The 21,269-nt window shown below is 64.4% G+C and carries 19 protein-coding genes and 1 riboswitch; of the genes, 10 read left to right on the forward strand and 9 right to left on the reverse strand.

Translation table 11 applies throughout. The features are described from left to right. Positions 1-99 precede the first annotated feature (99 nt). The 5 genes from ffh to trmD all read left to right on the forward strand — a co-directional run bounded on the left by ffh (position 100) and on the right by trmD (position 3,896). Positions 100-1,662: a signal recognition particle protein gene (gene ffh, locus ATC00_RS07060; RefSeq protein ID WP_064252356.1), complete on the forward strand. Its 1,563-nt coding sequence runs from the start codon at positions 100-102 to the stop codon at positions 1,660-1,662. Between the two features lie 12 nt (positions 1,663-1,674). Beyond that, positions 1,675-2,010: a chorismate mutase gene (locus tag ATC00_RS07065; RefSeq protein WP_037390342.1), complete on the forward strand. Its 336-nt coding sequence runs from the start codon at positions 1,675-1,677 to the stop codon at positions 2,008-2,010. A 37-nt stretch (positions 2,011-2,047) separates the two neighbouring features. After that, a complete protein-coding gene (rpsP, locus tag ATC00_RS07070) occupies positions 2,048-2,422 on the forward strand; it encodes a 30S ribosomal protein S16 (RefSeq protein ID WP_064252357.1) in 375 nt (124 codons plus the stop codon). Between the two features lie 131 nt (positions 2,423-2,553). Next, complete coding sequence (gene rimM, locus ATC00_RS07075) at positions 2,554-3,117, forward strand: ribosome maturation factor RimM (protein ID WP_064252385.1); 564 nt, start codon at positions 2,554-2,556, stop codon at positions 3,115-3,117. A 14-nt stretch (positions 3,118-3,131) separates the two neighbouring features. Then, positions 3,132-3,896 (forward strand): tRNA (guanosine(37)-N1)-methyltransferase TrmD, encoded by a 765-nt coding sequence (gene trmD, locus ATC00_RS07080; RefSeq protein WP_064252358.1) that lies wholly within the window; start codon positions 3,132-3,134, stop codon positions 3,894-3,896. Here trmD and ATC00_RS07085 read toward each other — a convergent pair. The 4 genes from ATC00_RS07085 to ATC00_RS07100 all read right to left on the reverse strand — a co-directional run bounded on the left by ATC00_RS07085 (position 3,878) and on the right by ATC00_RS07100 (position 7,752). Then, positions 3,878-4,624, reverse strand: coding sequence for a sulfite exporter TauE/SafE family protein (locus ATC00_RS07085; protein ID WP_064252359.1), 747 nt, complete (start codon positions 4,622-4,624; stop codon positions 3,878-3,880). The genes trmD and ATC00_RS07085 overlap by 19 nt on opposite strands. A gap of 81 nt (positions 4,625-4,705) precedes the next feature. Then, entirely contained in the window at positions 4,706-6,532 is a 1,827-nt protein-coding gene (locus ATC00_RS07090) for an ABC-F family ATP-binding cassette domain-containing protein (protein WP_064252360.1), read from the reverse strand. 4 nt (positions 6,533-6,536) lie between these two features. Continuing rightward, complete coding sequence (locus ATC00_RS07095; protein ID WP_064252361.1) at positions 6,537-7,187, reverse strand: thiamine diphosphokinase; 651 nt, start codon at positions 7,185-7,187, stop codon at positions 6,537-6,539. Between the two features lie 85 nt (positions 7,188-7,272). Further along, a complete protein-coding gene (locus ATC00_RS07100; protein ID WP_064252362.1) occupies positions 7,273-7,752 on the reverse strand; it encodes a GNAT family N-acetyltransferase in 480 nt (159 codons plus the stop codon). Positions 7,753-7,908: 156 nt separating this feature from the next. Beyond that, positions 7,909-8,024: riboswitch (TPP riboswitch) on the forward strand. A gap of 48 nt (positions 8,025-8,072) precedes the next feature. Between ATC00_RS07100 and thiB the strand changes: the two genes are divergently transcribed. The 5 genes from thiB to ampC all read left to right on the forward strand — a co-directional run bounded on the left by thiB (position 8,073) and on the right by ampC (position 14,604). After that, positions 8,073-9,101 (forward strand): thiamine ABC transporter substrate binding subunit, encoded by a 1,029-nt coding sequence (gene thiB, locus ATC00_RS07105; protein WP_064252363.1) that lies wholly within the window; start codon positions 8,073-8,075, stop codon positions 9,099-9,101. Positions 9,102-9,108: 7 nt separating this feature from the next. Then, complete coding sequence (gene thiP / locus ATC00_RS07110; protein ID WP_072642833.1) at positions 9,109-10,731, forward strand: thiamine/thiamine pyrophosphate ABC transporter permease ThiP; 1,623 nt, start codon at positions 9,109-9,111, stop codon at positions 10,729-10,731. After that, positions 10,728-11,450 (forward strand): thiamine ABC transporter ATP-binding protein, encoded by a 723-nt coding sequence (thiQ, locus tag ATC00_RS07115; protein ID WP_064252364.1) that lies wholly within the window; start codon positions 10,728-10,730, stop codon positions 11,448-11,450. The genes thiP and thiQ overlap by 4 nt, the downstream gene beginning before the upstream one ends. 353 nt (positions 11,451-11,803) lie before the next feature. Continuing rightward, the gene (locus ATC00_RS07120; RefSeq protein ID WP_268801619.1) at positions 11,804-13,264 is read left to right on the forward strand and encodes a M48 family metalloprotease; all 1,461 of its coding nucleotides are present in this window, start codon (positions 11,804-11,806) and stop codon (positions 13,262-13,264) included. A gap of 155 nt (positions 13,265-13,419) precedes the next feature. Beyond that, the gene (gene ampC / locus ATC00_RS07125; RefSeq protein WP_064252366.1) at positions 13,420-14,604 is read left to right on the forward strand and encodes a class C beta-lactamase; all 1,185 of its coding nucleotides are present in this window, start codon (positions 13,420-13,422) and stop codon (positions 14,602-14,604) included. A gap of 4 nt (positions 14,605-14,608) precedes the next feature. On the opposite strand, the gene ATC00_RS07130 is transcribed toward ampC, so the two are convergent. The 5 genes from ATC00_RS07130 to ATC00_RS07150 form a co-directional block, all read right to left on the reverse strand. After that, positions 14,609-15,475 carry an RNA polymerase factor sigma-32 gene (locus ATC00_RS07130; RefSeq protein WP_064252367.1) on the reverse strand — a complete coding sequence of 289 codons (867 nt, stop codon included), beginning with the start codon at positions 15,473-15,475 and terminating at the stop codon, positions 14,609-14,611. 386 nt (positions 15,476-15,861) lie between these two features. Then, the gene (locus ATC00_RS07135; protein ID WP_064252368.1) at positions 15,862-16,428 is read right to left on the reverse strand and encodes a CarD family transcriptional regulator; all 567 of its coding nucleotides are present in this window, start codon (positions 16,426-16,428) and stop codon (positions 15,862-15,864) included. A 405-nt stretch (positions 16,429-16,833) separates the two neighbouring features. Beyond that, the gene (gene fdxA / locus ATC00_RS07140; RefSeq protein ID WP_064252369.1) at positions 16,834-17,172 is read right to left on the reverse strand and encodes a ferredoxin FdxA; all 339 of its coding nucleotides are present in this window, start codon (positions 17,170-17,172) and stop codon (positions 16,834-16,836) included. Positions 17,173-17,545: 373 nt separating this feature from the next. Continuing rightward, positions 17,546-17,956, reverse strand: a complete 411-nt coding sequence (locus ATC00_RS07145) for an RNA-binding S4 domain-containing protein (RefSeq protein WP_037390326.1) — start codon at positions 17,954-17,956, stop codon at positions 17,546-17,548. Positions 17,957-17,963: 7 nt separating this feature from the next. Next, entirely contained in the window at positions 17,964-20,987 is a 3,024-nt protein-coding gene (locus ATC00_RS07150; RefSeq protein ID WP_064252387.1) for a DEAD/DEAH box helicase, read from the reverse strand. Positions 20,988-21,269 lie beyond the last annotated feature (282 nt).

The raw sequence follows: 21,269 nt of genomic DNA on the forward strand, positions 1-21,269 counted from the left end.
GCCCTCGGGTGGTTTTTGGCTTTGCGCCTTGTTTTCCGCGCGAGGGTACCCAAGTTTTCGGCGAGCCTGAAGCGAACCGGAAACCAGAAGGAAGAGAGAATGTTCGAGAGCCTCCAGGACCGTCTTGGTTCCATATTGAATGGACTGACCGGCCGCGGCGCCCTGTCGGAAGCTGACGTTTCCGCGGCGCTTCGGGAGGTTCGCCGTGCGCTGCTCGAAGCGGACGTTGCGCTCGACGTGGTGCGCAGCTTCACCGAAAAGGTCCGCGAGAAGGCAGTCGGCGCCGAAATCCTGAAATCGATCAAGCCCGGCCAGATGGTCGTCAAGATCGTCCATGACGAGCTTGTCGCCATGCTCGGCTCCGAGGGCGTGACGATCGACTTCAATGCGCCGGCCCCTGTCGTCGTCATGATGGTCGGCCTGCAGGGTTCGGGCAAGACGACGACCACCGGCAAGATCGCCAAGCGGCTGACGACGCGCGACAAGAAGAAGGTCCTGATGGCCTCGCTCGACACCCGTCGTCCGGCCGCCCAGGAGCAGTTGCGCCAGCTCGGCGTCCAGACCGGCGTCGATACGCTGCCGATCATCGCCGGCCAGTCGCCGACCGATATCGCCGCCCGCGCCGTCCAGGCGGCGAAGCTCGGCGGCCACGACATCGTCATTCTCGACACCGCCGGCCGCACCCATATCGACGAACCGCTGATGATCGAGATGGCCGAGATCAAGCGGAAATCCAATCCGCACGAAATCCTGCTCGTCGCCGACGCGCTGACCGGTCAGGACGCCGTCAACCTCGCCCGCAATTTCGACGACCGCGTCGGCATCACCGGTCTGGTACTGACCCGCATGGACGGCGACGGCCGCGGCGGCGCGGCGCTCTCCATGCGTGCCGTCACCGGCAAGCCGATCAAGCTGATCGGCGTCGGCGAGAAGATGGACGAACTCGAGGAGTTCCATCCCCGCCGCGTTGCCGACCGCATCCTCGGCATGGGCGACATCATCTCGCTGGTCGAGAAGGCGGCGGAAAACATCGACGCCGAAAAGGCGGCCGCCATGGCCGCCAAGATGGCCAAGGGCAAATTCGACCTCAACGACCTCGCCGACCAGCTGCGCCAGATGCAGAAGATGGGCGGCATGGGCGGCATCATGGGACTGATGCCCGGCATGGCCGGCATGAAGGACAAGATGGCCGCCGCCGGCCTCGACGACAGCCTGTTCAAGCGACAGCTCGCCATCATCTCGTCGATGACCAAGGCCGAGCGTGCCAATCCGGATCTGCTCAAGCATTCGCGCAAGAAGCGCATCGCCAGTGGCTCAGGAACCGACGCCGCCGACATCAACAAGCTTCTGAAGATGCACCGCCAGATGGCGGACATGATGAAGATGATGGGCGGCAAGGGCAAAGGCGGCATGATGAAGCAGATGATGGGCGGCCTTGCCAACAAGATGGGCCTTGGCGGTTTGGGCGGCGGCATGCCGGACCTGTCGAAGATGGACCCGAAACAGCTGGAAGCGCTGCAGAAGCAGGCGGAAGCCGCCGGCCTCGGCAAGCCGGGCAGTCTCCCGAGTCTCGGCGGCGGCGGTTTGCCAGGCCTGGGTGGCGCCAAGCTGCCGGGCCTTGGCGGTTTCCCGGGCTTGCCCGGCCTACCCAAGAAGAAGTGAGGATCGCGACGGATGCTTGCTCCCGAGATCAAAGAGGAATTGGCGGGCTACCGGCAGTCGATCGACAACATCGATGCCGCCCTCGTCCACATGCTGGCCGAAAGGTTCCGCTGCACCAAGGCGGTCGGGGTTCTGAAAGCCAAGCACAAGTTGCCGCCGGCCGATCCGGCGCGCGAAGAATACCAGATCGAACGCCTTCGCCATCTGGCGAAGGACGCCAATCTGGACCCGGATTTCGCCGAGAAGTTCCTGAACTTCATCATCAAGGAAGTCATCCGGCACCATGAAGCCATCGCCGCCGATCGCTCGCAGCCCGCGGGCAGCGCCGGCACCACCCGTTCCGCTTGAACGAAGCGGTCAAGAAAGCCTGCAAGGAGTAACTGAAATGGCACTGAAAATTCGTCTCGCCCGTGGCGGTTCCAAGAAGCGCCCCTATTACCAGATCGTCGTTGCCGATGCGCGCAGCCCGCGTGACGGCCGCTTCCTCGAAAAGATCGGCTCCTGGAACCCGATGCTGGGCAAGGATGACGAAAAGCGCGTCGAGCTGAACGCAGAGCGCGTCAGCCACTGGATCGCCCAGGGCGCCCAGCCGACCGATCGCGTCCTGCGCTTCCTCGACCAGGCCGGCCTCGCCAAGCGCCCGACCCGCAACAACCCGACCAAGGCACAGCCCGGCAAGAAGGCACAGGAGCGTGCCGCCGAAGCCAAGCAGAAGGCCGAAGATGCAGCCGCTGCCGCTGCGGAATCCGCCGCGGAATAATATCCGTCGAAACGGTGTGGCAGACGGGCGGCATTTTCATGCCGCCCGTTTTGCTTTATGTGCACATTAAACAATTGGAGTGGGCAAAGAATTGGAGCGGTGGCAAGAACGCTCCTGCCTGGATGCCGAAAATGACCAAGCTCGATAACCCTGTCCTGATGGCGACGATCGGCGCGGCGCAAGGCCTGCGCGGCGAAGTGCGGGTAAAATCCTTTACGGAAGATCCGACGGCGCTCGGCGACTACGGCAACCTGCGCAGCGAGGACGGCCGCGTCTTCGAGGTGCTGGAAATCCGTGAAGCGAAGAACGTGGTCATCGTCCGCTTCCGCGGCATCAACGACCGAACCGCCGCCGAAGCGCTGAACGGCCTCGAACTCTTCATCGAACGCGACAACCTCCCCGACGACGACCTCGACGAGGACGAGTTTTTCTATGCCGATCTCGAAGGCCTGGAAGCGGTCGACGGCACCGGCAAGAGCTACGGCTCGGTGACCGGCGTCTTCGGCTTCGGCGCTGGGGACCTGCTGGAGCTCAAGGGACCGGGCCGCCGGCCGGTGCTGATCCCGTTCACCGAATGGTCGGTGCTGGAAATCGATCTCGAGGCCGGCAAACTGCTGGTCGATCCGATTGCCGCCGGGCTCGTCGACGACAAGGACGAGAGCCTCGACAAGCAATTCCCGACGAAGCGCAAGTGAGCTCCAGTCTAACAATGCCCTTTCGCGCGACGGTCCTGACGCTGTACCCGGAGATGTTCCCCGGGCATCTCGGCGTGTCGCTCGCTGGCAAGGCGCTGGAGCGCGGCCAATGGTCGATCGAGGCGGTGCAGATCCGCGATTTCGCCGGGGACAAGCACCGCACCGTCGACGACACGCCGGCCGGCGGCGGCGCCGGCATGGTGTTGAAGCCGGATGTTCTTGCCCGCGCCATCGACCACGTCTCGGCGGATGATGAGCGGCCGCGCCTGCTGATGAGCCCGCGCGGCCGGCCGCTGACGCAGGCGCGCGTTCGCGAGCTTGCCGCAGGCCCCGGCGCCGTCATCGTCTGCGGCCGCTTCGAGGGTGTCGACCAGCGGGTCATTGACACGCGCAATCTCGAAGAAGTGTCTATAGGCGACTATATCCTGTCCGGCGGCGAACCGGCGGCGCTGGTCCTGCTCGACGCGGTCGTCCGGATCCTGCCAGGCGTGATGGGCAACGACTTGTCCGGCGTGCATGAAAGCTTCGAGGGCGGGCTGCTCGAGCACCCGCATTACACTCGGCCGCAAGTCTTCGAAGGCCATGAGATCCCGGCGGTACTGACTTCAGGAAATCACGGCGCCGTCGCCAAATGGCGCGCGGCCGAAGCGCGGCGGCTGACGGCGGAGCGCCGGCCGGATCTGCTGGAGCGTGATCCGAAAAGCGGGAGCCGGCTTTCGGAAGAATCACGCGCAAATAAAGACTTGGAGCATGATCCGGTTCAGCCGGTGAAGAAATAATAGGCGGCGAGCAGCAGGCCGACGGCGACGACGATGGCGCGAATGACCGCCTGCGGAACGCGCCGGGCGGCCCAGACGCCACAATAGCCGCCAAGTGCGGCACCCGGCACCATGATCGCCGCGTGCAGCCAGGAAACGACGCCGCCCGCCGAAAAGACGAGGATGGCGATCAGCGCGATGACGATCGAGATGAAGTTCTTCAGCGCATTCAGCCGGTGATAGCTGCCGCCGGTCGCAAGTCCGAGCACGGCAAGCATCATGATGCCCATGCCGGCTCCGAAGAAGCCGCCATAGACGGATGTCGCCATCTGGCTCGCCACACCGAACGGGCCGATCCGGTGCTCGTCGCTGCGGACCTTAGGCTTCAAGAGAGGGCCCGCGGCAAAGATCGCCGTCGCGGCGATCAAGAGCCAGGGCACCATGGCGCGGAATGACGGGTTGGAGAGCGACAGCAGGAGAAGCGCGCCCGCGAGCCCGCCGATCGCCGATATGATGCCGAGGAGGACGGCATTCCTGCGGTCGGCGCGTATCTCCTTGGCATAGGCGAGCGCCGAGGTGACGTAGCCCGGAAACTGCACGATCGAGGAGGTGGCATTGGCGACGATCGGCGGCAGGCCGCCGAGCGTCATCGCGCCGAAGGTCAGAAACGTGCCGCCGCCGGCAATCGCATTGACGGCACCGGACAGGAATCCCGCAACAAAAAGCAACAGCGCCTGGAATATCGTCATGGCCGTCCTCGTAAAGCCCGCGACCCGGGATAGCGGCTGGAACCTTCGGCCGCAAGTCCGCTCATGGATCGCGGCCCGACCTCAGCCCTCCAGTTCCTCACGCAGCATTTCGAGCTCCAGCCATTCCTCCTCCATGCGGGCCAGCTTCTCCTTCAGCTTTTCGAGCTCGGCGGCGAGCCTGTTGAAACCCTCTGGATCGCGGGAAAAGAGCGCCGGGTCGTGCATCTTCTCTTCGCGCTTCGCGATTTCGGCCTCGGCCCCGGCGATCTCCTTCGGCAGGTTTTCCAGCGCGAATTTCTGCTTGTAGGAGAGCTTTCCCTTGGCCTTCTGCGGCTCGACTGCTTCGGCGGGCGCTTCGCTCGGCTTCGCCTTCTCGGCCCTTTCGGCCCGGCGCCGCTCCTCGATCGCGCCGCGGCGCTGCGCCATCATGTCGGAATAGCCGCCGGCATATTCGATCCAGCGGCCGTCGGGCGCCTCCGGATTGGCCGGCGCGATCGTCGAGGTCACGGTGCGGTCGAGGAAGTCGCGGTCGTGGCTGACGAGGATCACCGTTCCGGCAAAGCCGGCGACGATTTCCTGCAGGAGATCCAGCGTCTCGATATCGAGATCGTTGGTCGGCTCGTCGAGGATCAGCAGGTTGGTGGCGCGCGCCAGGATGCGGGCGAGGATCAGCCGCGCCCTCTCGCCGCCGGAAAGTTCGCTGATCGGCGTCCGCGCCTGTTCCGGCTGGAAGAGGAATTCCTTCATGTACCCGGTGACGTGGCGCTGTTCGCCGTTGACGAGTAGCGTCTCGCCGCGCCCGTCGGTCAGGTAATGCGCCAGCGTCTCGTCGAGGTTCAGGTCCTCGCGCTTCTGGTCGAGCGTCGCCATCTCCAGATTGGTGCCGAGCTTGACGGTGCCGGTGTCCGGCTCGATCTGCCTGGTCAGAAGCTTGAGCAGCGTCGTCTTGCCGGCACCGTTCGGGCCGACCAGACCGATCCGGTCGCCGCGATGGACGCGGATCGAGAAGGGCGCAACGATCGTCCGCTCGCCATAGGCCTTGGTGATCTTTTCCGCCTCGATGACCAGCTTGCCGGACTCCTTGGCGTCGGCGACGGTCGCCTGGATCGTGCCCTGCGGCCCCTTGTGGCCGCGGTGGCGCGCCCGCATGTCCTGCAACTCGCCGAGACGGCGCATATTGCGCTTGCGCCGCGCCGTGACGCCGTAGCGCAGCCAATGCTCCTCGCGCTCGATCGCCTTGCCGAGCTTGTGCTGTTCGAGCTCCTCCGCCTCCAGCACCTCGTCGCGCCAGGCTTCGAAATGGGCGAAGCCGCGATCGAGCCGGCGCGACTGGCCGCGATCGAGCCATACCGTGGCGGTCGAGACCTTCTCGAGAAAGCGCCGGTCGTGCGAGATCAGGACGAGCGCCGAGCGGCTGCGGCTGAGCTCGTCTTCCAGCCATTCGATCGTCGGCAGGTCGAGATGGTTGGTCGGCTCGTCGAGAAGCAGGATATCCGGCTCCGGCGCGAGCACACGGGCAAGCGCGGCGCGCCGCGCCTCGCCGCCGGAGAGGCGCTTTGGATCCTCCTCGCCGGTCAGCCCCAGATGCTGCAACAGGTAGGTGACGCGGTAGTGATCGTCGCCGGGGCCGAGACCGGCCTCCGCATAGGCCTGCACCGTATCGAAGCCGTCGAAATCCGGCGCCTGGTGCAGATACCGGATGGTCACCGAGGGGTGCCGGAAAATCTCTCCCGACTGCGCCTCGGCAAGTCCGGCGGCGATCTTCATCAGCGTCGACTTGCCGGAGCCGTTGCGGCCGACGAGGCAGATGCGGTCGCCGGGCTCGACCTGCAGATCGGCGCCCCCGAGAAGCGGCGTGCCGCCGAAGGTCAGGAAGATATCGTCAAGCTTCAGGATGGGGGGCGCCAAGGCGTCAGGCTCCGGAAAGATCGTAGGGTCGGGCGAGAATCACCGCCCGCCCGGATTTCAGGGAAAAGCGGACCGCACCTTCCGCGACATTGGAAATCGTCCGGGAGGATCCGAAGGGAAGCGCAAAATCGTCGAGCGGGTAGCGGACATTTTCGATCGACAGTCCGGAAAGCTCGCTGAAACCGAGGATCGAAAACAGACTGCCCTTCGGCAGGTCGATCTCGCGCGTGCCCGGCCTCAGCGGATAGGCCTCCTCCTCGCCTGAGGTCATAAAGGCATCGTGTCCCTCTTCTGCAAGCGCCGCGAGCTGCAAGAGGTGCAGGAAGGCATGGTCGCTGCGGGTGCCGCCGAGCGCGCCGGCGAAGATCAGCGAGCTCGCACCGCGCGCAAGCGCCGCCTCCACCGCAATTTCGCCATCCGTGGCGTTTTTGGCGGCCGGATAGCTTTCCCGCGGCACATGGGCGAACGCCGCCAGCAGCGTTTCGTCGGTCGAATCGAAATCACCGACCCAGAGATCCGGCACCACACCGAGCGTCTTCGCATGGCGCATGCCGCCGTCCGCCGCGATGAACCGGCTGCCGGAAAGCTGCGCCGCCAGCCGCTCCGTAAGGCTGAGCGCGCCGCCGAGAAGAATGGTGAACGTCGATCGGGTCATGGCAGAAGCCCATAGCGCAAAGCGGCAGCGAAGGAAAAGGGTAGAACGCCTTTTCGGGGCCGTTTGGCCAACGCGACTGCTTGGATCAGCTTCCGCTTTCTTCCGGCGGCAGCATGTCCGCATAGATGCCAGGCGTTGAATCGGGAATCTCCACCGCGCCGACGGCGCGCGCATAAAATTCGGCCGGGCCGACGCCGCCGATGATCGCATAGGCATAGCCCGCGGCGCGCATGGCGGAGAGGCTCTCTAAAAGCAAAGCCTCGCCGATGCCGCGGCCGCGCAATGCTTGGTCGACGCCCGTCGGACCGAAGAAGCCGAGCGCCGTCACATCATGGCAGGCAAAGCCGGCAAGCTCGCCCTTGCAGAGCGCGACATGGATCCGCGTCGGCGTCGAGGAGAAGGCCGCTTCCGCCTCGCCCGCCCAAAGGGTGCCGAAGCGTTCCTCGATCCAGGGAACGACGATCCTGCGCTCGGCCGCCAAGGCGCGCCGAATGGCAACGTCGGGGCCGAGCCGGGAGGCGCGGCCTTCGGGCAACGCATAGAGGCGAACGAGCATATCCGGCATAAAATGGCCCCCGCTCGGCGAACAAAACGCCGCCGCCGTTGTTTGAATTCCAGAGCCTTGCGGGCTTCGGACCTCTTAATAGCGCAGGCAGCGCCAAGGGCCAATGCGCCGGCCGAAACTCCGCTTGCCTTGGCTGCCGCCCGAAGCTAAATCTGGGGTGCTCTAACGGGGTGCCTGTAACCGCTCGCGGTTCCAATGGCTGAGAGGCTTCGAGCCAACCCGCGGAACCTGATCCGGCTTGTACCGGCGGAGGGATTAGAAGCGATCGGACCGATACGCGCTTTTCCCGTGCAACATCAACAACAGGGAGAAGTGCCCAGATGTCCAGTTCACTCCATCGCAACATCCTTGGCCGGTTGGCCATCGCCGCCCTCGCCACCGCCGCATTTTCCGCAACCGCCGCAGCGGCCGAAAAGACGCTGACGATCTACACCTATGAGAGCTTCATCACCGAATGGGGTCCGGGCGCCAAGGTCGTCGAAGCCTTCGGCAAGACCTGCGACTGCAAGGTGAATTATGTCGGCGTTGCCGACGGCGTCGAGCTCCTGACGCGGCTGAAACTGGAAGGCGAAGGCTCGAAGGCCGACATCGTTCTCGGCCTCGACACGAACCTCGTCGCCGAGGCCAAGGCCACCGGCTATTTCGCCCCGCACGGCCTCGACACGAAAGGTCTCAAGGTTCCCGGCGGCTTTTCCGACGATACTTTCGTGCCCTATGACTACGGCCATTTCGCCGTGGTCTACGACACCGAGACCCTGAAGAGCCCGCCGAAGAGCCTCAAGGAACTGGTCGAGGGCGATCCTGCGCAAAAGATCGTCATCGAAGACCCGCGCACCTCGACGCCCGGCCTTGGCCTGCTGCTCTGGGTGAAGTCGGTCTATGGCGACAAGGCCGGCGAGGCCTGGGCCAAGCTCAAGGAGCGCGTGCTGACGGTGACCCCCGGCTGGTCGGAAGCCTATGGCCTGTTCACCAAGGGCGAGGCGCCGATGGTGCTCTCCTACACCACCTCGCCTGCCTATCACATGGTGGCGGAAAACACGGATCGCTATCAGGCAGCAGCCTTTGCCGAGGGTCACTACATCCAGATCGAAGTGGCCGGCGCGACGAAGAACGCCAAGGAGCCGGAACTCGCCCGCCAGTTCCTGGCCTTCATGACCGGCCCGGAATTCCAGTCGATCATTCCGACCACCAACTGGATGATGCCGGTCGGCGCCACCAAGGAGCCTTTGCCGGAAGCCTTCGGCAAACTTATCAATCCCGAAAAGACCTTGCTGCTGTCCTCGGAAGACGTCGCGGCCAACCGCAAGGCCTGGATCGACGAATGGCTGGCAGCGATGAGCAAGAACTGAGGCCGGCTTGTTCGACAGCACCGAGAACAGGATGACGATCGCCGCCGCGGCTTTCTGCCTCGGCGGCATCCTGCTTTTCGTCGGCATGGCGGGAATAGCCCTCATCACGCAGACGGGCGAGAGCGGCGCCAACGGCCTGTTCGACGCCTATATCTGGCGCGTCACGCGCTTCACGCTGCTGCAGGCCGGCCTCTCGACGGCCCTGTCGATCCTCTTCGCCATGCCCGTCGCACGCGCGCTGGCACGGCAGGCGTCCTTCCCCGGCCGCATCTGGATGCTGCGGCTGATGGCCTTGCCGCTCGGCCTGCCGGCGCTTGTCGCGGCGCTCGGCCTGATCGAGGTCTGGGGCCGGCAGGGCATTCTGAACCACGTTCTCTCGGCAATGGGCCAGCAACCGATCAGCGTCTATGGTCTGTTCGGCATCCTGCTTGCCCATGTCTTCTTCAACATGCCGCTTGCGGCCCGGCTGATGCTTGCCGGCATCGAGCGCATTCCTGCCGAATACTGGCGCAGTTCCGCCAATCTCGGCATGGGCTCCCTTGCCATCTTTCGTTTCATCGAATGGCCAGCGGTCCGGGGCCTGCTGCCGGGCATTGCCGGCCTCATCTTCATGCTCTGCGCCACCAGCTTCACGCTGGTGCTGACGCTCGGCGGCGGCCCGGCCGCGAGCACGATCGAGGTGTCAATCTACCAGGCGCTGCGCTTCGACTTCGACCCGCCCCGGGCGATCGCCCTTTCCGGCCTTCAGGTCGCGCTGACTGGCGCGCTGCTTGTCGCCCTGAGATTTCTCGCCCCGTCTCCCGAGGAAGGCCAGACGAGCGGCCGGGCGGCCCGTCGGTTCGACGGCCTGAGCCGGCTTTCGCGCCTTGCCGACAGGACCTGGCTGGCGCTTGCCCTCCTTTTCGTCGGTCTGCCCTTCGCCGCCATTGCGGCATCCGGATTGCAGGCCGATCTCCCCCGCCTCGTCAGTGAAGCGGCATTCCGACGGGCGCTTGCCACCAGCGCCGCCATCGCCCTTCCCTCCGCCATCATTTCCGTCGTGATGGCCGGCCTGATGATCCGGGCGCAACGGCTGCTCGTCGCAAGGCGGCGTCGTGAAATGCCGGCCCGCCTGTTTGCCGGCACGATCGGTGCCAGCACGTCCTTCATCCTGCTTGCCCCGCCCGTCGTGCTTGGCGCCGGGTGGTTCCTCCTCCTGCGGCCCTTCGGCGATGTCGCCCGCTTTGCCCCCTTCGTCGTCATCGCGATCAATGCGCTGATGGCGCTGCCCTTTGTCCACCGCGTGCTGGCCCCTGCCATGGCCACCCATGCCGCGCGCACCGAGCGCCTTGCCGCCAGCCTCGGCATCCATGGTTTCCATCGGCTGCGATGGATCGATTGGCCGGCGCTGCGCAAGCCGCTCCTGATGGCGCTCTCCTTTGCGCTCGCGTTGTCGCTCGGCGATCTCGGTGCGGTCGCGCTCTTCGGTTCGCAGGATCTCGCGACCCTGCCCTGGCTGCTCTACAGCCGGATGGGCAGCTACCGGACCGCCGACGCGGCCGGTATTGCCTTGATGCTGGGGCTCATCTGCCTCGTTTTGACGGTGCTCGGCACGGCGGGAGAGAAGCAGGCGGAAGGACGAGGCGCATGAGTTCGCTCGCTTTGTCGGTCAAGGACGTGAAAGTCCGTTTCGAAACGGCGGCGCTGGCCTTTGATTGTGCGGTTCCGGCCGGGCAGTTCGTCGCCGTCGTCGGCCCTTCCGGCTCGGGAAAATCGACGCTTTTCAGCGTCATCGCCGGGTTCGAAACGCCGGAGGCGGGCGACGTACGGATCCTCGGCGAAGACATGGCCGGCCGCATTCCGGCCGAGCGGCCCGTGTCCGTGATCTTCCAGGACAACAATCTCTTCGCCCATCTGGACGTCGCAACCAATGTCGGCCTCGGCATTAGCCCGTCGCTGAGGCTCGGCGCCTCCGATCACGACAGGATCGAAGAGGCACTGGCGCGGGTCGGGCTCGCCGACTTCGGCAGAAGGCTGCCGCCGACGCTTTCCGGCGGCGAGCGGCAGCGGGTGGCGCTTGCCCGCGCACTGGTGCGGCATCGGCCGCTGCTGCTGCTCGACGAACCCTTTGCCGCTCTCGATCCGGGAATGCGCGCCGAGATGCGCGGCCTTCTGAGCGACCTTCATCGCGAAGAAGCCAACACCATCCTGATGATCACGCATCATCCCGATGACGTGAAGAGCCTCGCCGACAGCGTGCTTTTCCTCGATGAGGGGCGTATCGTCGCTCACGACCCCCTGGATCGTTTTCTTGCGCGGCGGGATCTGGCAGCGATCAACCGGTTTCTTGGCAATGACGAGATCCGGTGAAGGAATGAGCCATCCATCGGGCACTGCGGCAGTATCTTTGGACAATGCGCGGTTCGCCACAATTTGACCGCCCCGTTGTGCGACGCGCGGAACGTCCGGCCGGACCCGCGCGTTACTCGCGCATCCGTTGCCGTGATACCACGGGGCAACTATTTCTACTGGGATCAGCTAGGCAGGCACCGGTTAAATCGATACAGCAGAGTTATGGCTGAGAAACCCGGCGCTGGTGACGTATGCGGCTGAAAAAGTAGGATTTTTCGTCGGTGGCGCGGGGCGCATCGGCGGATGGAACGGGCTGAGGAATGGCAAGGCAGACAGTCACAAGAGACTGGTTTCCGACGCGGAATGGCGGCATGGCCTTGCGCGCCCTGGTTGCGCTGTCTTCATTCAGCCTTCTTTCCGCCTGCCAGTCGATCATCGAGCAGACCTACGAGCCCGCCGTCTCGCCCTCCTCCAATCCGCAGATCGTCGAGGAGGTGCAGAAGAACGATCCGCGCGCCCAGCTCGGCGCGCGCGAGCATCCGCGCATCGTCGCGAGCTACGGCGGCGAATACAAGGACGCCAAGACAGAACGGCTCGTCGCCCGTATCACCGGCGCCCTGACGGCGGTTTCGGAAAACCCGCAGCAGTCCTACCGCATCACCATCCTCAATTCCCCGGCAATCAACGCCTTTGCGCTGCCCGGAGGCTATCTCTACGTCACGCGCGGCCTGCTTGCGCTTGCCGACGACGCCTCGGAAGTCGCCGCCGTGCTTTCGCACGAAATGGCGCATGTCACCGCCAACCACGGCATTCAGCGCCAGCAGCGCGAAGAGGCCGAGGTGATCGCCAGCCGCGTTGTCTCGGAAGTGCTGTCCTCCAACCTTGCCGGCAAGCAGGCGCTCGCCCGCGGCAAGCTGCGGCTCGCCGCCTTCTCGCGCAACCAGGAACTGCAGGCCGACGTGATCGGCGTCCGGATGCTTGGCGAAGCCGGCTACGACCCCTATGCCGCCGCGCGCTTCCTCGATTCGATGGCTGCCTATAGCCGCTTCACCGCGGTCGATCCGGAGGCGGACCAGAGCCTCGATTTTTTGTCGAGCCACCCGAATACGCCGCAACGCGTCGAACTCGCCCGCCGACATGCGCGCGCCTTCGGCCCCGAAGGAACGAGCGGCGACCGCGGCCGCGACTACTATCTGGCAGGGATCGACGGGCTGCTCTATGGCGACAGCCCGCAGGAAGGCTATGTCCGCGGCCAGACCTTCCTGCACGGGCAGCTCGGCATACGCTTCGACGTGCCCCAGGGTTTCCAGATCGACAACAAGGCTGAAGCCGTGCTGGCGACAGGTCCCGGCGAAGTCGCCATCCGCTTCGACGGCATTTCCGACAATGCCCGCCGCAACCTGACCGACTACATTGCCAGCGGCTGGGTGACCGGCCTGCAGCCGGACACCATACGCCCCGTTTCCGTCAACGGCCTCGAAGCTGCGACGGCGCGAGCCTCCGCCGATCGCTGGGACTTTGACGTCACCGTCATCCGGCTCGGCGACCGCATATACCGCTTCCTGACCGCGGTTCCGAAGGGATCGACCGCGCTTGACGCAACGGCGAGCCAGTTGCGCAGCTCCTTCCGCCGTATGTCATCGGCCGAAGTCCAATCCCTGAAGCCGCTGCGCATCAGGGTGGTAACGGTGCGGCCGGGCGACACGAGCGCCACATTGGCGGCGCGGATGATGGGAACGGACCGGAAGCTCGACCTCTTCCGGCTCATCAACGCGATGCAGGTCACGTCCACCGTCAGGCCGGGCGACAAGGTGAAGATCATCTCCGAATAGGTGATGATCATTGGCCGGCGCTCTCTCCTCATTCTTCGGCAACGCACCCTCAAAGTGTAGCAACTTTGAATTGCTGCCTGGTTTGTCCTTAATTCGGCTACGATTCAAGGAAACATGCAGTAGCCACTGACGGTCTTCGACGGGGATGAATCAGCATGAAAAACCGGCTCTTTCAGACACTTGCTGTCGTTATGGCGCTTTCACTTTTCAGCGGTGCATGCACCCAGGCGATCGCCGGCGATAACCGGGAAAACATCGAGCGCGCCGTTGACGAGGCGGTCGGCCCGGTGATGAAGGAATACGACATTCCCGGAATGGCTGTCGCAGTAACGGTCGAGGGGAGACGATATGTCTTCAACTACGGCGTCGCTTCGAAGGAGACCGGACGAAAGGTCGGCGATGAGACGCTTTTCGAGATCGGCTCGATCAGCAAGACCTTTACGGCGACTCTCGCCGCCTATGGCGAAGCGCGTGGGGACCTGTCCCTCTCCGATAGGGCCAGCAAGCACCTGCCGGCGCTCGCCGGAAGCCGTTTCGAGAAAATCAGCCTTCTCGATCTCGCCACCTATTCGGCGGGCGGCCTGCCTTTGCAGTTCCCGGCGTCGGTCACCGATGAGAAGGAGATGATCGCCTATTTCAAAGGCTGGCGGCCGGACTACGCCCCCGGCACCCACAGGCTCTATTCGAACCCCAGCATCGGCCTGTTCGGCTACCTTGCCGCCAGAGGCATCGGCGAGCCCTTCGACGATCTCATGGAAAAGACGCTCTTCCCGGCACTCGGTCTGACCGAGACCCATATCAGCGTGCCGGAAGATCGGATGGAAGCCTACGCCCATGGCTATTCGAAGGCCGGCAAGCCCATCCGTGTGAGCCCCGGCGTGCTCGATTCGGAAGCCTATGGCGTTAAGACGACGGCCGCCGATCTGATCCGTTTTGTCGAGGCAAACATGGGCGGCGCGGAACTCGACGATGCGCTCCGGCGGGCGATTGCCGCAACGCACACCGGTTACTTCAGTGTCGGCGACATGACCCAGGGTCTTGGATGGGAGATGTATTCCTACCCGGCCGAGCTTGAACCGCTACTGGCGGGCAACTCGCCCGAGGTGAGCTTCAAGCCCAACAAGGTCACGAGGCACGATCCGCCGCTGGCGCCACGGGAGAACGTGCTGATCAACAAGACCGGCTCGACGAGCGGATTCGGCGCCTATGCCGCCTTTGTTCCCGCGCAACGAATCGGCGTGGTCATCTTTGCCAACAGGGCCTATCCCATTCCGGCGCGGGTGAAGGCCGCCTACCGAATTCTGACGGCGCTCGAGGACACAGGGACGAGCGCCCAATAACGGATCAGTGCATGGCGGCAGTCAGTGCCGGGGCCTTTGCCGCCAGTGCCGTCCGCAGCTTCTCCAACGCCCGGGTTTCGATCTGCCGCACGCGCTCCTTCGATATGCCCAGCGCCAGGCCGAGCTCCTCGAGCGTTGCGCCGTCCTCGGAAAGACGGCGTGCCCGGATGATCTTCATCTCGCGCTCGGTCAGTTGCGTCAGTGCGAGCTGCAGCCAGCGGCGCGCCCGCTCGCCGTCGATCATGTCGCTCACCTGCTCGTCGGGGAGCGGCGCATCGCTCGGCAGGAAATCGAGCCGCGCGCCGCCATCGGCGTCGCCGTGGCCGACGGGCGCCTGCAGTGAGGCGTCGTTACCGGACAGGCGGGCATCCATGGTCTGCACGTCGGCGAGGCTGACGCCGAGGGCGGCAGCGATCTCCTCGTGCATAGCCTGCGATGTAAGTTGCCGGTCACCCTGGGCGAGGCGCGCCCTGAGCCGGCGCAAATTGAAGAACAGCGCCTTTTGCGCCGAACTGGTGCCGCCCCTGACGATCGACCAGTTGCGCAGCACGAAGTCCTGCATGGATGCGCGGATCCACCAGGTGGCGTAGGTCGAGAAGCGGACCTCGCGGCTCGGCTCGAACCGCGCCGCCGCCTCCAAAAGGCCGATATGTCCCTCCTGCACCAGATCGCCCATCGGCAAGCCGAAACTGCGGAACTTGGCGGCCATGGCGATCACCAGCCGCATATGCGACATGGCGATCTTGTTGCGGGCTTCCTGGTCGTGGTCGTTCCGCCAGGCCTCGGCCAGCGCATGCTCCTCGTCCCGCTCGAGATAAGGGGCATCCATTGCAATCTTGATCAAACGCCTGTCTGCTGTAAGGGTCTTCATCGATTGCTCCCTGGCTGGCGCCGAACGCCAACGCTGTTGATCCTAGAAGAGCCGAACGCCTGTCGCGGCGGTCGGTTGAAGGGCGGCCGGCACTGCTTGACGAATTGAAGCAATGCCCTACATCGAGGAATAAGACCTGAGACGGTGAGGACTCACAGAACCTCGATCGCGCGGGAACGCAGGCGCACGCCTGTCCCGTGAACGAGAAACGTGCGCAGGGTCGAAAAGTTCCCCCTCGTAGTGACGATTTTAGATTGCAGCGCGCTAGCCATGCACTTCAAGCTGTGCCGCCGCGCGCGAACCGCATCACGGCAAGAAAAAGGCCCGGCGCTGATGCCGGGCCTTGATCCAATTCGCTGAAGCTTTGCGAAGCGTTTCGCTGCCGATCAGGCGGCTTCGTCCTGCTCGTCTTCCTCGATGGCCTTGCCGCGCTTCGGCCCCTTGTTCAGATTGGCTTCGACGAGGCGCACGGCTTCCGTTTCCGACATCTTGTTCACGGCAGCGATTTCGCGCGCCATGCGGTCGAGAGCGGCTTCATAGAGCTGGCGCTCGGAATAGGACTGTTCCGGCTGGTTTTCCGCACGATAGAGATCGCGCACCACTTCCGCGATGGAAATGAGATCACCGGAATTGATCTTGGCATCGTATTCCTGCGCGCGACGCGACCACATGGTCCGCTTCACGCGTGCCTTGCCCTGCACAACCTTCAATGCGCGGTCGACGAAATCTGTTTCGGACAGTTTGCGCATGCCGATGCTGACGGCCTTGCCCACCGGAACCTTGAGACGCATCTTGTCCTTTTCGAAATCGATGACAAAAAGCTCGAGCTTCATGCCGGCGACTTCCTGCTCCTCAATCGCCACGATCTGACCAACGCCATGAGCCGGATAAACGATCGATTCACCGGTCTTGAAGCCTTGGCGCGTTGAAGATTTTTTCTGCTGGGTCGTCATACGTTTCAAACACTCCCTAGTGCGCACCGGCCTCGATCGGCCGGGCCGGGTCGTGAGGCCCGGATAGACGGGGATACCGCCGGGTGGGGTCAATCCTGGTCCGTCCAACGATATGCAAACGGCTTCTTGCGTCGCAGTCACGAGCAACGGAACGTTGCCTATTTTGAAAGTGCCGCGCCGTGGAAATCGATTTGCTTTCGTGCTGGTTTTCGGGCGCGCAAAAACACCCTCTGTGGATCAGTGTCTGGAACCTATCACAAAAAAGAGCGGAAATCAATAATTTGCTGCATGGCAACGATCAAGCCGCCATGCTCGCACGTGCGAGGCACCGATGGGATTTCCCCAGATTTCCGGCCTCGCGCTTTTGGCCCTTTGTCAGCCGCGACGAACCGAACGGCCGAGGCTTCAGTCGCCCTGGCCGGGCTTCTCGGAGAAATACTGCTCGTATTTCCCTTCGACGCCGTCCATCTCCTTGGCGTCCGGCAAAGGGTCCCGCTTGACCGTGATGTTCGGCCACTGTGTCGCAAAATCGGCGTTCAATTTCAACCACATGTCGAGGCCTGGCTCGGTATCCGGCTTAATCGCGTTCGCGGGACACTCCGGTTCGCACACGCCGCAATCGATGCACTCGTCCGGATGGATGACGAGAAAGTTCTCGCCCTCGTAGAAGCAATCCACCGGGCAGACTTCCACGCAGTCCGTGTACTTGCAGCGAATGCAATTGTCGGTCACGACATACGTCATGAGGTACTCCAGCCAATGCTCTCATCAGATGGCAGTCGGTACGCTCGATCGTCCGTGCATGCTAGGAATGTCCGGCGCGCATAGCTGCCCGAAGCAAACCGCAAGTGCCACCTCCTGCATGGTTCCTTAAATCGGCACCGGTTCAAGGATAAAACCATGCAGCATTTCAAATTTCCTACAGCGACCCGTGCGCGCCCGAACGGGCACACGGGGCTGTAACATGGCTTGTGACGTAAAGGCTTTGGGCGGCCTTTGCAAGAATAATCCACTCGCCTTTTGCCGCGAAAAGGGCAGAGTTTTCCAGCATCGACGCGCTACCGGATCGTAGCATCCAAGTTTGCCGGACGGCCCCGCAAAACACGCCGACGGGGCCCTAGTCGTCGTCGCCGAAATCGGGCCTCAGCCGGTCCGTCTCGCGCCGCTCCTGCTTCGTCGGCCGTCCTGCGCCGCGATCGCGGGTCGCCTGTTCGAAGGCTGTGCGACGCTCGGCGGGCGCGGGCGGCGTCAGGTCCTCGTAAAGCAGCCGCGCCTCCTCATACGGGCCTCGCCGGCTGCCCGGCAGCAGGACCCGCACGACGAGGTCTCGACGTTCGAGCGAAAGCTCCAGCCTGTCGCCGGCCTTCACCTGTGCCGATGGCTGCGTCGTCCGCTCACCATTGACGGCCACATGGCCGGCCTCGATGGCCTTCTGGGCGAGCGAGCGCGACTTGATCAGCCGGGCGAAGAACAGCCACTTGTCGAGCCGCTGGCGCGCGGCAGGCGATGAGGGTGGCTGTTTCTCCATGGTCCGCCTACTTTTTCAGTTGCTCCTTGAGCGCGGCGAGCTTCGCAAAGGGCGAATCCGGATCGATCGGCTTCTCCTTGCGCGGCGGGCGGCTGTCGAACTTGCCCGCCCGGTCAGACCGGTCGTGACGCTCATGCCGCTCGTGACGGTCCTGGCGCTCCTTGCGCTGGCCGCCCGGCTTGCCATCCTGAGGCTTGCCGCGCGCCGGTGCACCGCCCTTGCGGCCGCCCTCCCTCGCCTCGCCCTGGCCGTGACGCTCACCCTGGCGCTGGCCGCCGCGGCGCTGCTCGCCCTGATGGCGGCCGCCGCGCTGGTTGTCCTGGCGCGTGCCGGGACGCCACAGAAGCACCGGTTTCGGCTCGGCCGCCTCTTCCGGCTGCGCCGCCGCGGCAGATTCGTCGCTGGTCGCCTCCACGGGTGCGCCTTCTGGCGGCGCCGGAGTGGCTTCTGCCGAAACCGCTTCCGCCGGCGCCGCATTGTCTTCGGCAGATTCCGCCTCAGCATCAGCATCGGCTTCGACCTGCTCCCCGGCCGCCTCGTCGGTCGCCGCCGCCTCTGCGGGCGTACCGTCCTGCTTCGCAAGGAAGGCTGCCGCTTCCTCGGCGGTCACGCTGTCGGCGCGATAGCCGAGACCTTTGAGGATCTCTTCCATGTCGTCCGGGGTCGCACCGAGGATAGAGAGCATCGAGGTGGTCGCCGTGAAGCGGCGGCCGTCATAGGCTCCGTCCGGCCGCGGCGTCGCGCCCGGCTTCCATTGCAAGAGCGGCCGGATGAGGTCGGCGAGCCGCTCCAGGATGTCGATCCGAACGGCGCGCTTGCCGAGATAGCGGAAGCCGGCAAGCTTGTAGAAGGTCCGCTCGAAGGACGGGTCGGTGACGACCGAGGTCCGGCCGGCGGCGAGCATCGGAATGAGTTCGCCGTAGCCAGGCTTGTCGAGGCCGTCGTTCTTCAGCGCCCAGAGAAGCGTGATCAGCTCCGCCGGCGCCGGCTTCAGGAGCGCCGGAAGGAAGATGTGGTAGGCACCGAAGCGGACACCGTATTTGCGGATCGACGCCCGGCTCTCCTGGTCGAGAGACTTCACCTCATCGGCGACGTCGCGGCGGAAGAGAACGCCGAGATTTTCCACGAGCTGGAAGGCGAGACCCTTCGCCAGGCCTTCGAGATCCTCGGCGCGCGAGATGTCGTCGAGCGGCTTCAAAACCGTGCTGATGTGATGGTTCACGAAGCGCTCGATCCGCGCCACGACATGGTCGCGGGCGTTCGCCTGGAGCTGCTCGTCGGCGAGCAGGATGACGCGGGGGCGCATGACATGGTCGCTCGCCGCAAGCCGCGCCACGGGATCGCCGAGCCAGCGCACGAGGCCGTCAGACGAAAGCGCCAGATCGTTGTTGCCGGCCGCATGCAGGCGGGCGGCGCGCGCCTCGAATTCCAGCGCCAGCGCCTTCTGGGCAGCGCCTTGGACAGCCTTGGCATCCGTTCCTTCGCTGCCGGCCACAAGCGTGAACCGAAAACCGGCTAGCTGACCCACGTGGTGCCCTTCGACGAAGACATCACCATTCACACTGATTTCTGCTTCCAGCATCGCATTCTCTCTCAGGCGCTTCATGAGCACAGATGTCCTGCGGTCAACAAAGCGTTTCGTCAACCTTTCATGTAACGCGTCGGACAATCGATCTTCGATTTCCCGCGTCTTTTCTTGCCAGTGTGTCGGATCGGCAAGCCACCCGGGCCGGTTGGACACATAGGTCCAGGTCCTGATCTGCGCGATTCGCGCCGAAAGTGTGTCAATCTCGCCATCCGTGTGGTCGGCGCGGCGGACCTGCTCGGCCATGAAGTCCTCGTTGACCGTGCCATGGCGGACAAGATCGGCATAGATGCTCGATATCAGGTCGGCGTGCTGCGCCGGCGTGATGCGGCGGTAGTCGGGAAGCGCACAGGCGTCCCACAGCTTCTCGACCCGCTCCGACGTCGTGGCGACGTCGACGACTTCCGGATAGCGCGCCAGGTGCTCGAGCGCCTGCTGGTCGACGGCCGGAAGGGCGCGCGTCAGACCGGACACGGCCGGCGCCGCCTCGAGGCTGTGCTTCAGCGCCTTCAGCGAAGAATAGTCGACGGCCTTGGAGCGCCATTGCAGCACCCGGACCGGATCGAATTCGTGCGATTCGATCCGGTGCACGAGCTCGTCCTCGAAGGGGTCGACGCGGCCCGTCACTCCGAAGGTGCCGTCGCGGATGTGCCGGCCGGCGCGGCCAGCAACCTGGGCGAGCTCGGCCGGATTGAGGTTGCGGTACTGGTAGCCATCGAATTTGCGGTCTTGGGCGAAGGCGACGTGGTCGACATCGAGATTCAGCCCCATGCCGATCGCGTCGGTCGCCACCAGATAGTCGACGTCGCCCTCCTGGTAGAGGGCCACCTGGGCATTGCGGGTGCGCGGCGAGAGGGCGCCGAGCACCACCGCAGCGCCGCCGCGCTGCCGCCGGATGAGCTCAGCGATGGCATAGACCTCATCGGCCGAAAAGGCGACGATCGCCGTGCGATGCGGCAACCGGGTGATCTTCTTCGAGCCGGCATAGAGAAGCTGCGACATGCGCGGCCGTTCGACCACCGTGATGCCGGGCAGAAGATGCTCGAGAATCGGCCGCATGGTCGCGGCACCGAGGAGGAGCGTCTCTCCCCGTCCGCGCAGATGCAGGAGCCTGTCGGTGAAGATGTGACCGCGCTCGAGGTCACCGGCGAGCTGCACCTCGTCGATCGCGACGAAGGACGCCGTCGTTTCGCGCGGCATCGCCTCCACCGTGCAGACCGAGTAGCGGGCGCGATGCGGCGCGATCTTCTCCTCGCCGGTGATCAGCGCGACATTGTGGTGCCCGACCTTCTCGACCAGGCGCGTATAGACCTCGCGGGCGAGCAATCTCAACGGCAGCCCGATGACACCGCTGTCATGCGCGACCATGCGCTCGATGGCATAATGCGTCTTGCCGGTATTGGTGGGTCCGAGGACCGCGGTCACCCCGCGGCCGCTCAGGATCATGGATTGAAAGGACAAGGTCATCGATCCCGGGCAGTCTCTACAGCGCCATACGTCTTTCAGACGCACAAAGGTCGCTGTAGCACTTCTGATTGCTGCATGGTTTTATCCTTAAATCGGCTCCGATTTAAGGAACATGCAGTAGGAGCCGGAGCGCCAGGCACCCGGCGGGCAACAGATGCCCATGCAGGAGGCCAAGCGCAAGGGGGCGCGAGCAATAAAAACACCGGGCTGTTGCGGCCCATATCTTGGGGCTCGGTTATTCAACGAAGATCGGCACTTGGA

It is taken from the genome of Sinorhizobium americanum, from assembly GCF_001651855.1.
GTDB lineage: Bacteria > Pseudomonadota > Alphaproteobacteria > Rhizobiales > Rhizobiaceae > Sinorhizobium > Sinorhizobium americanum.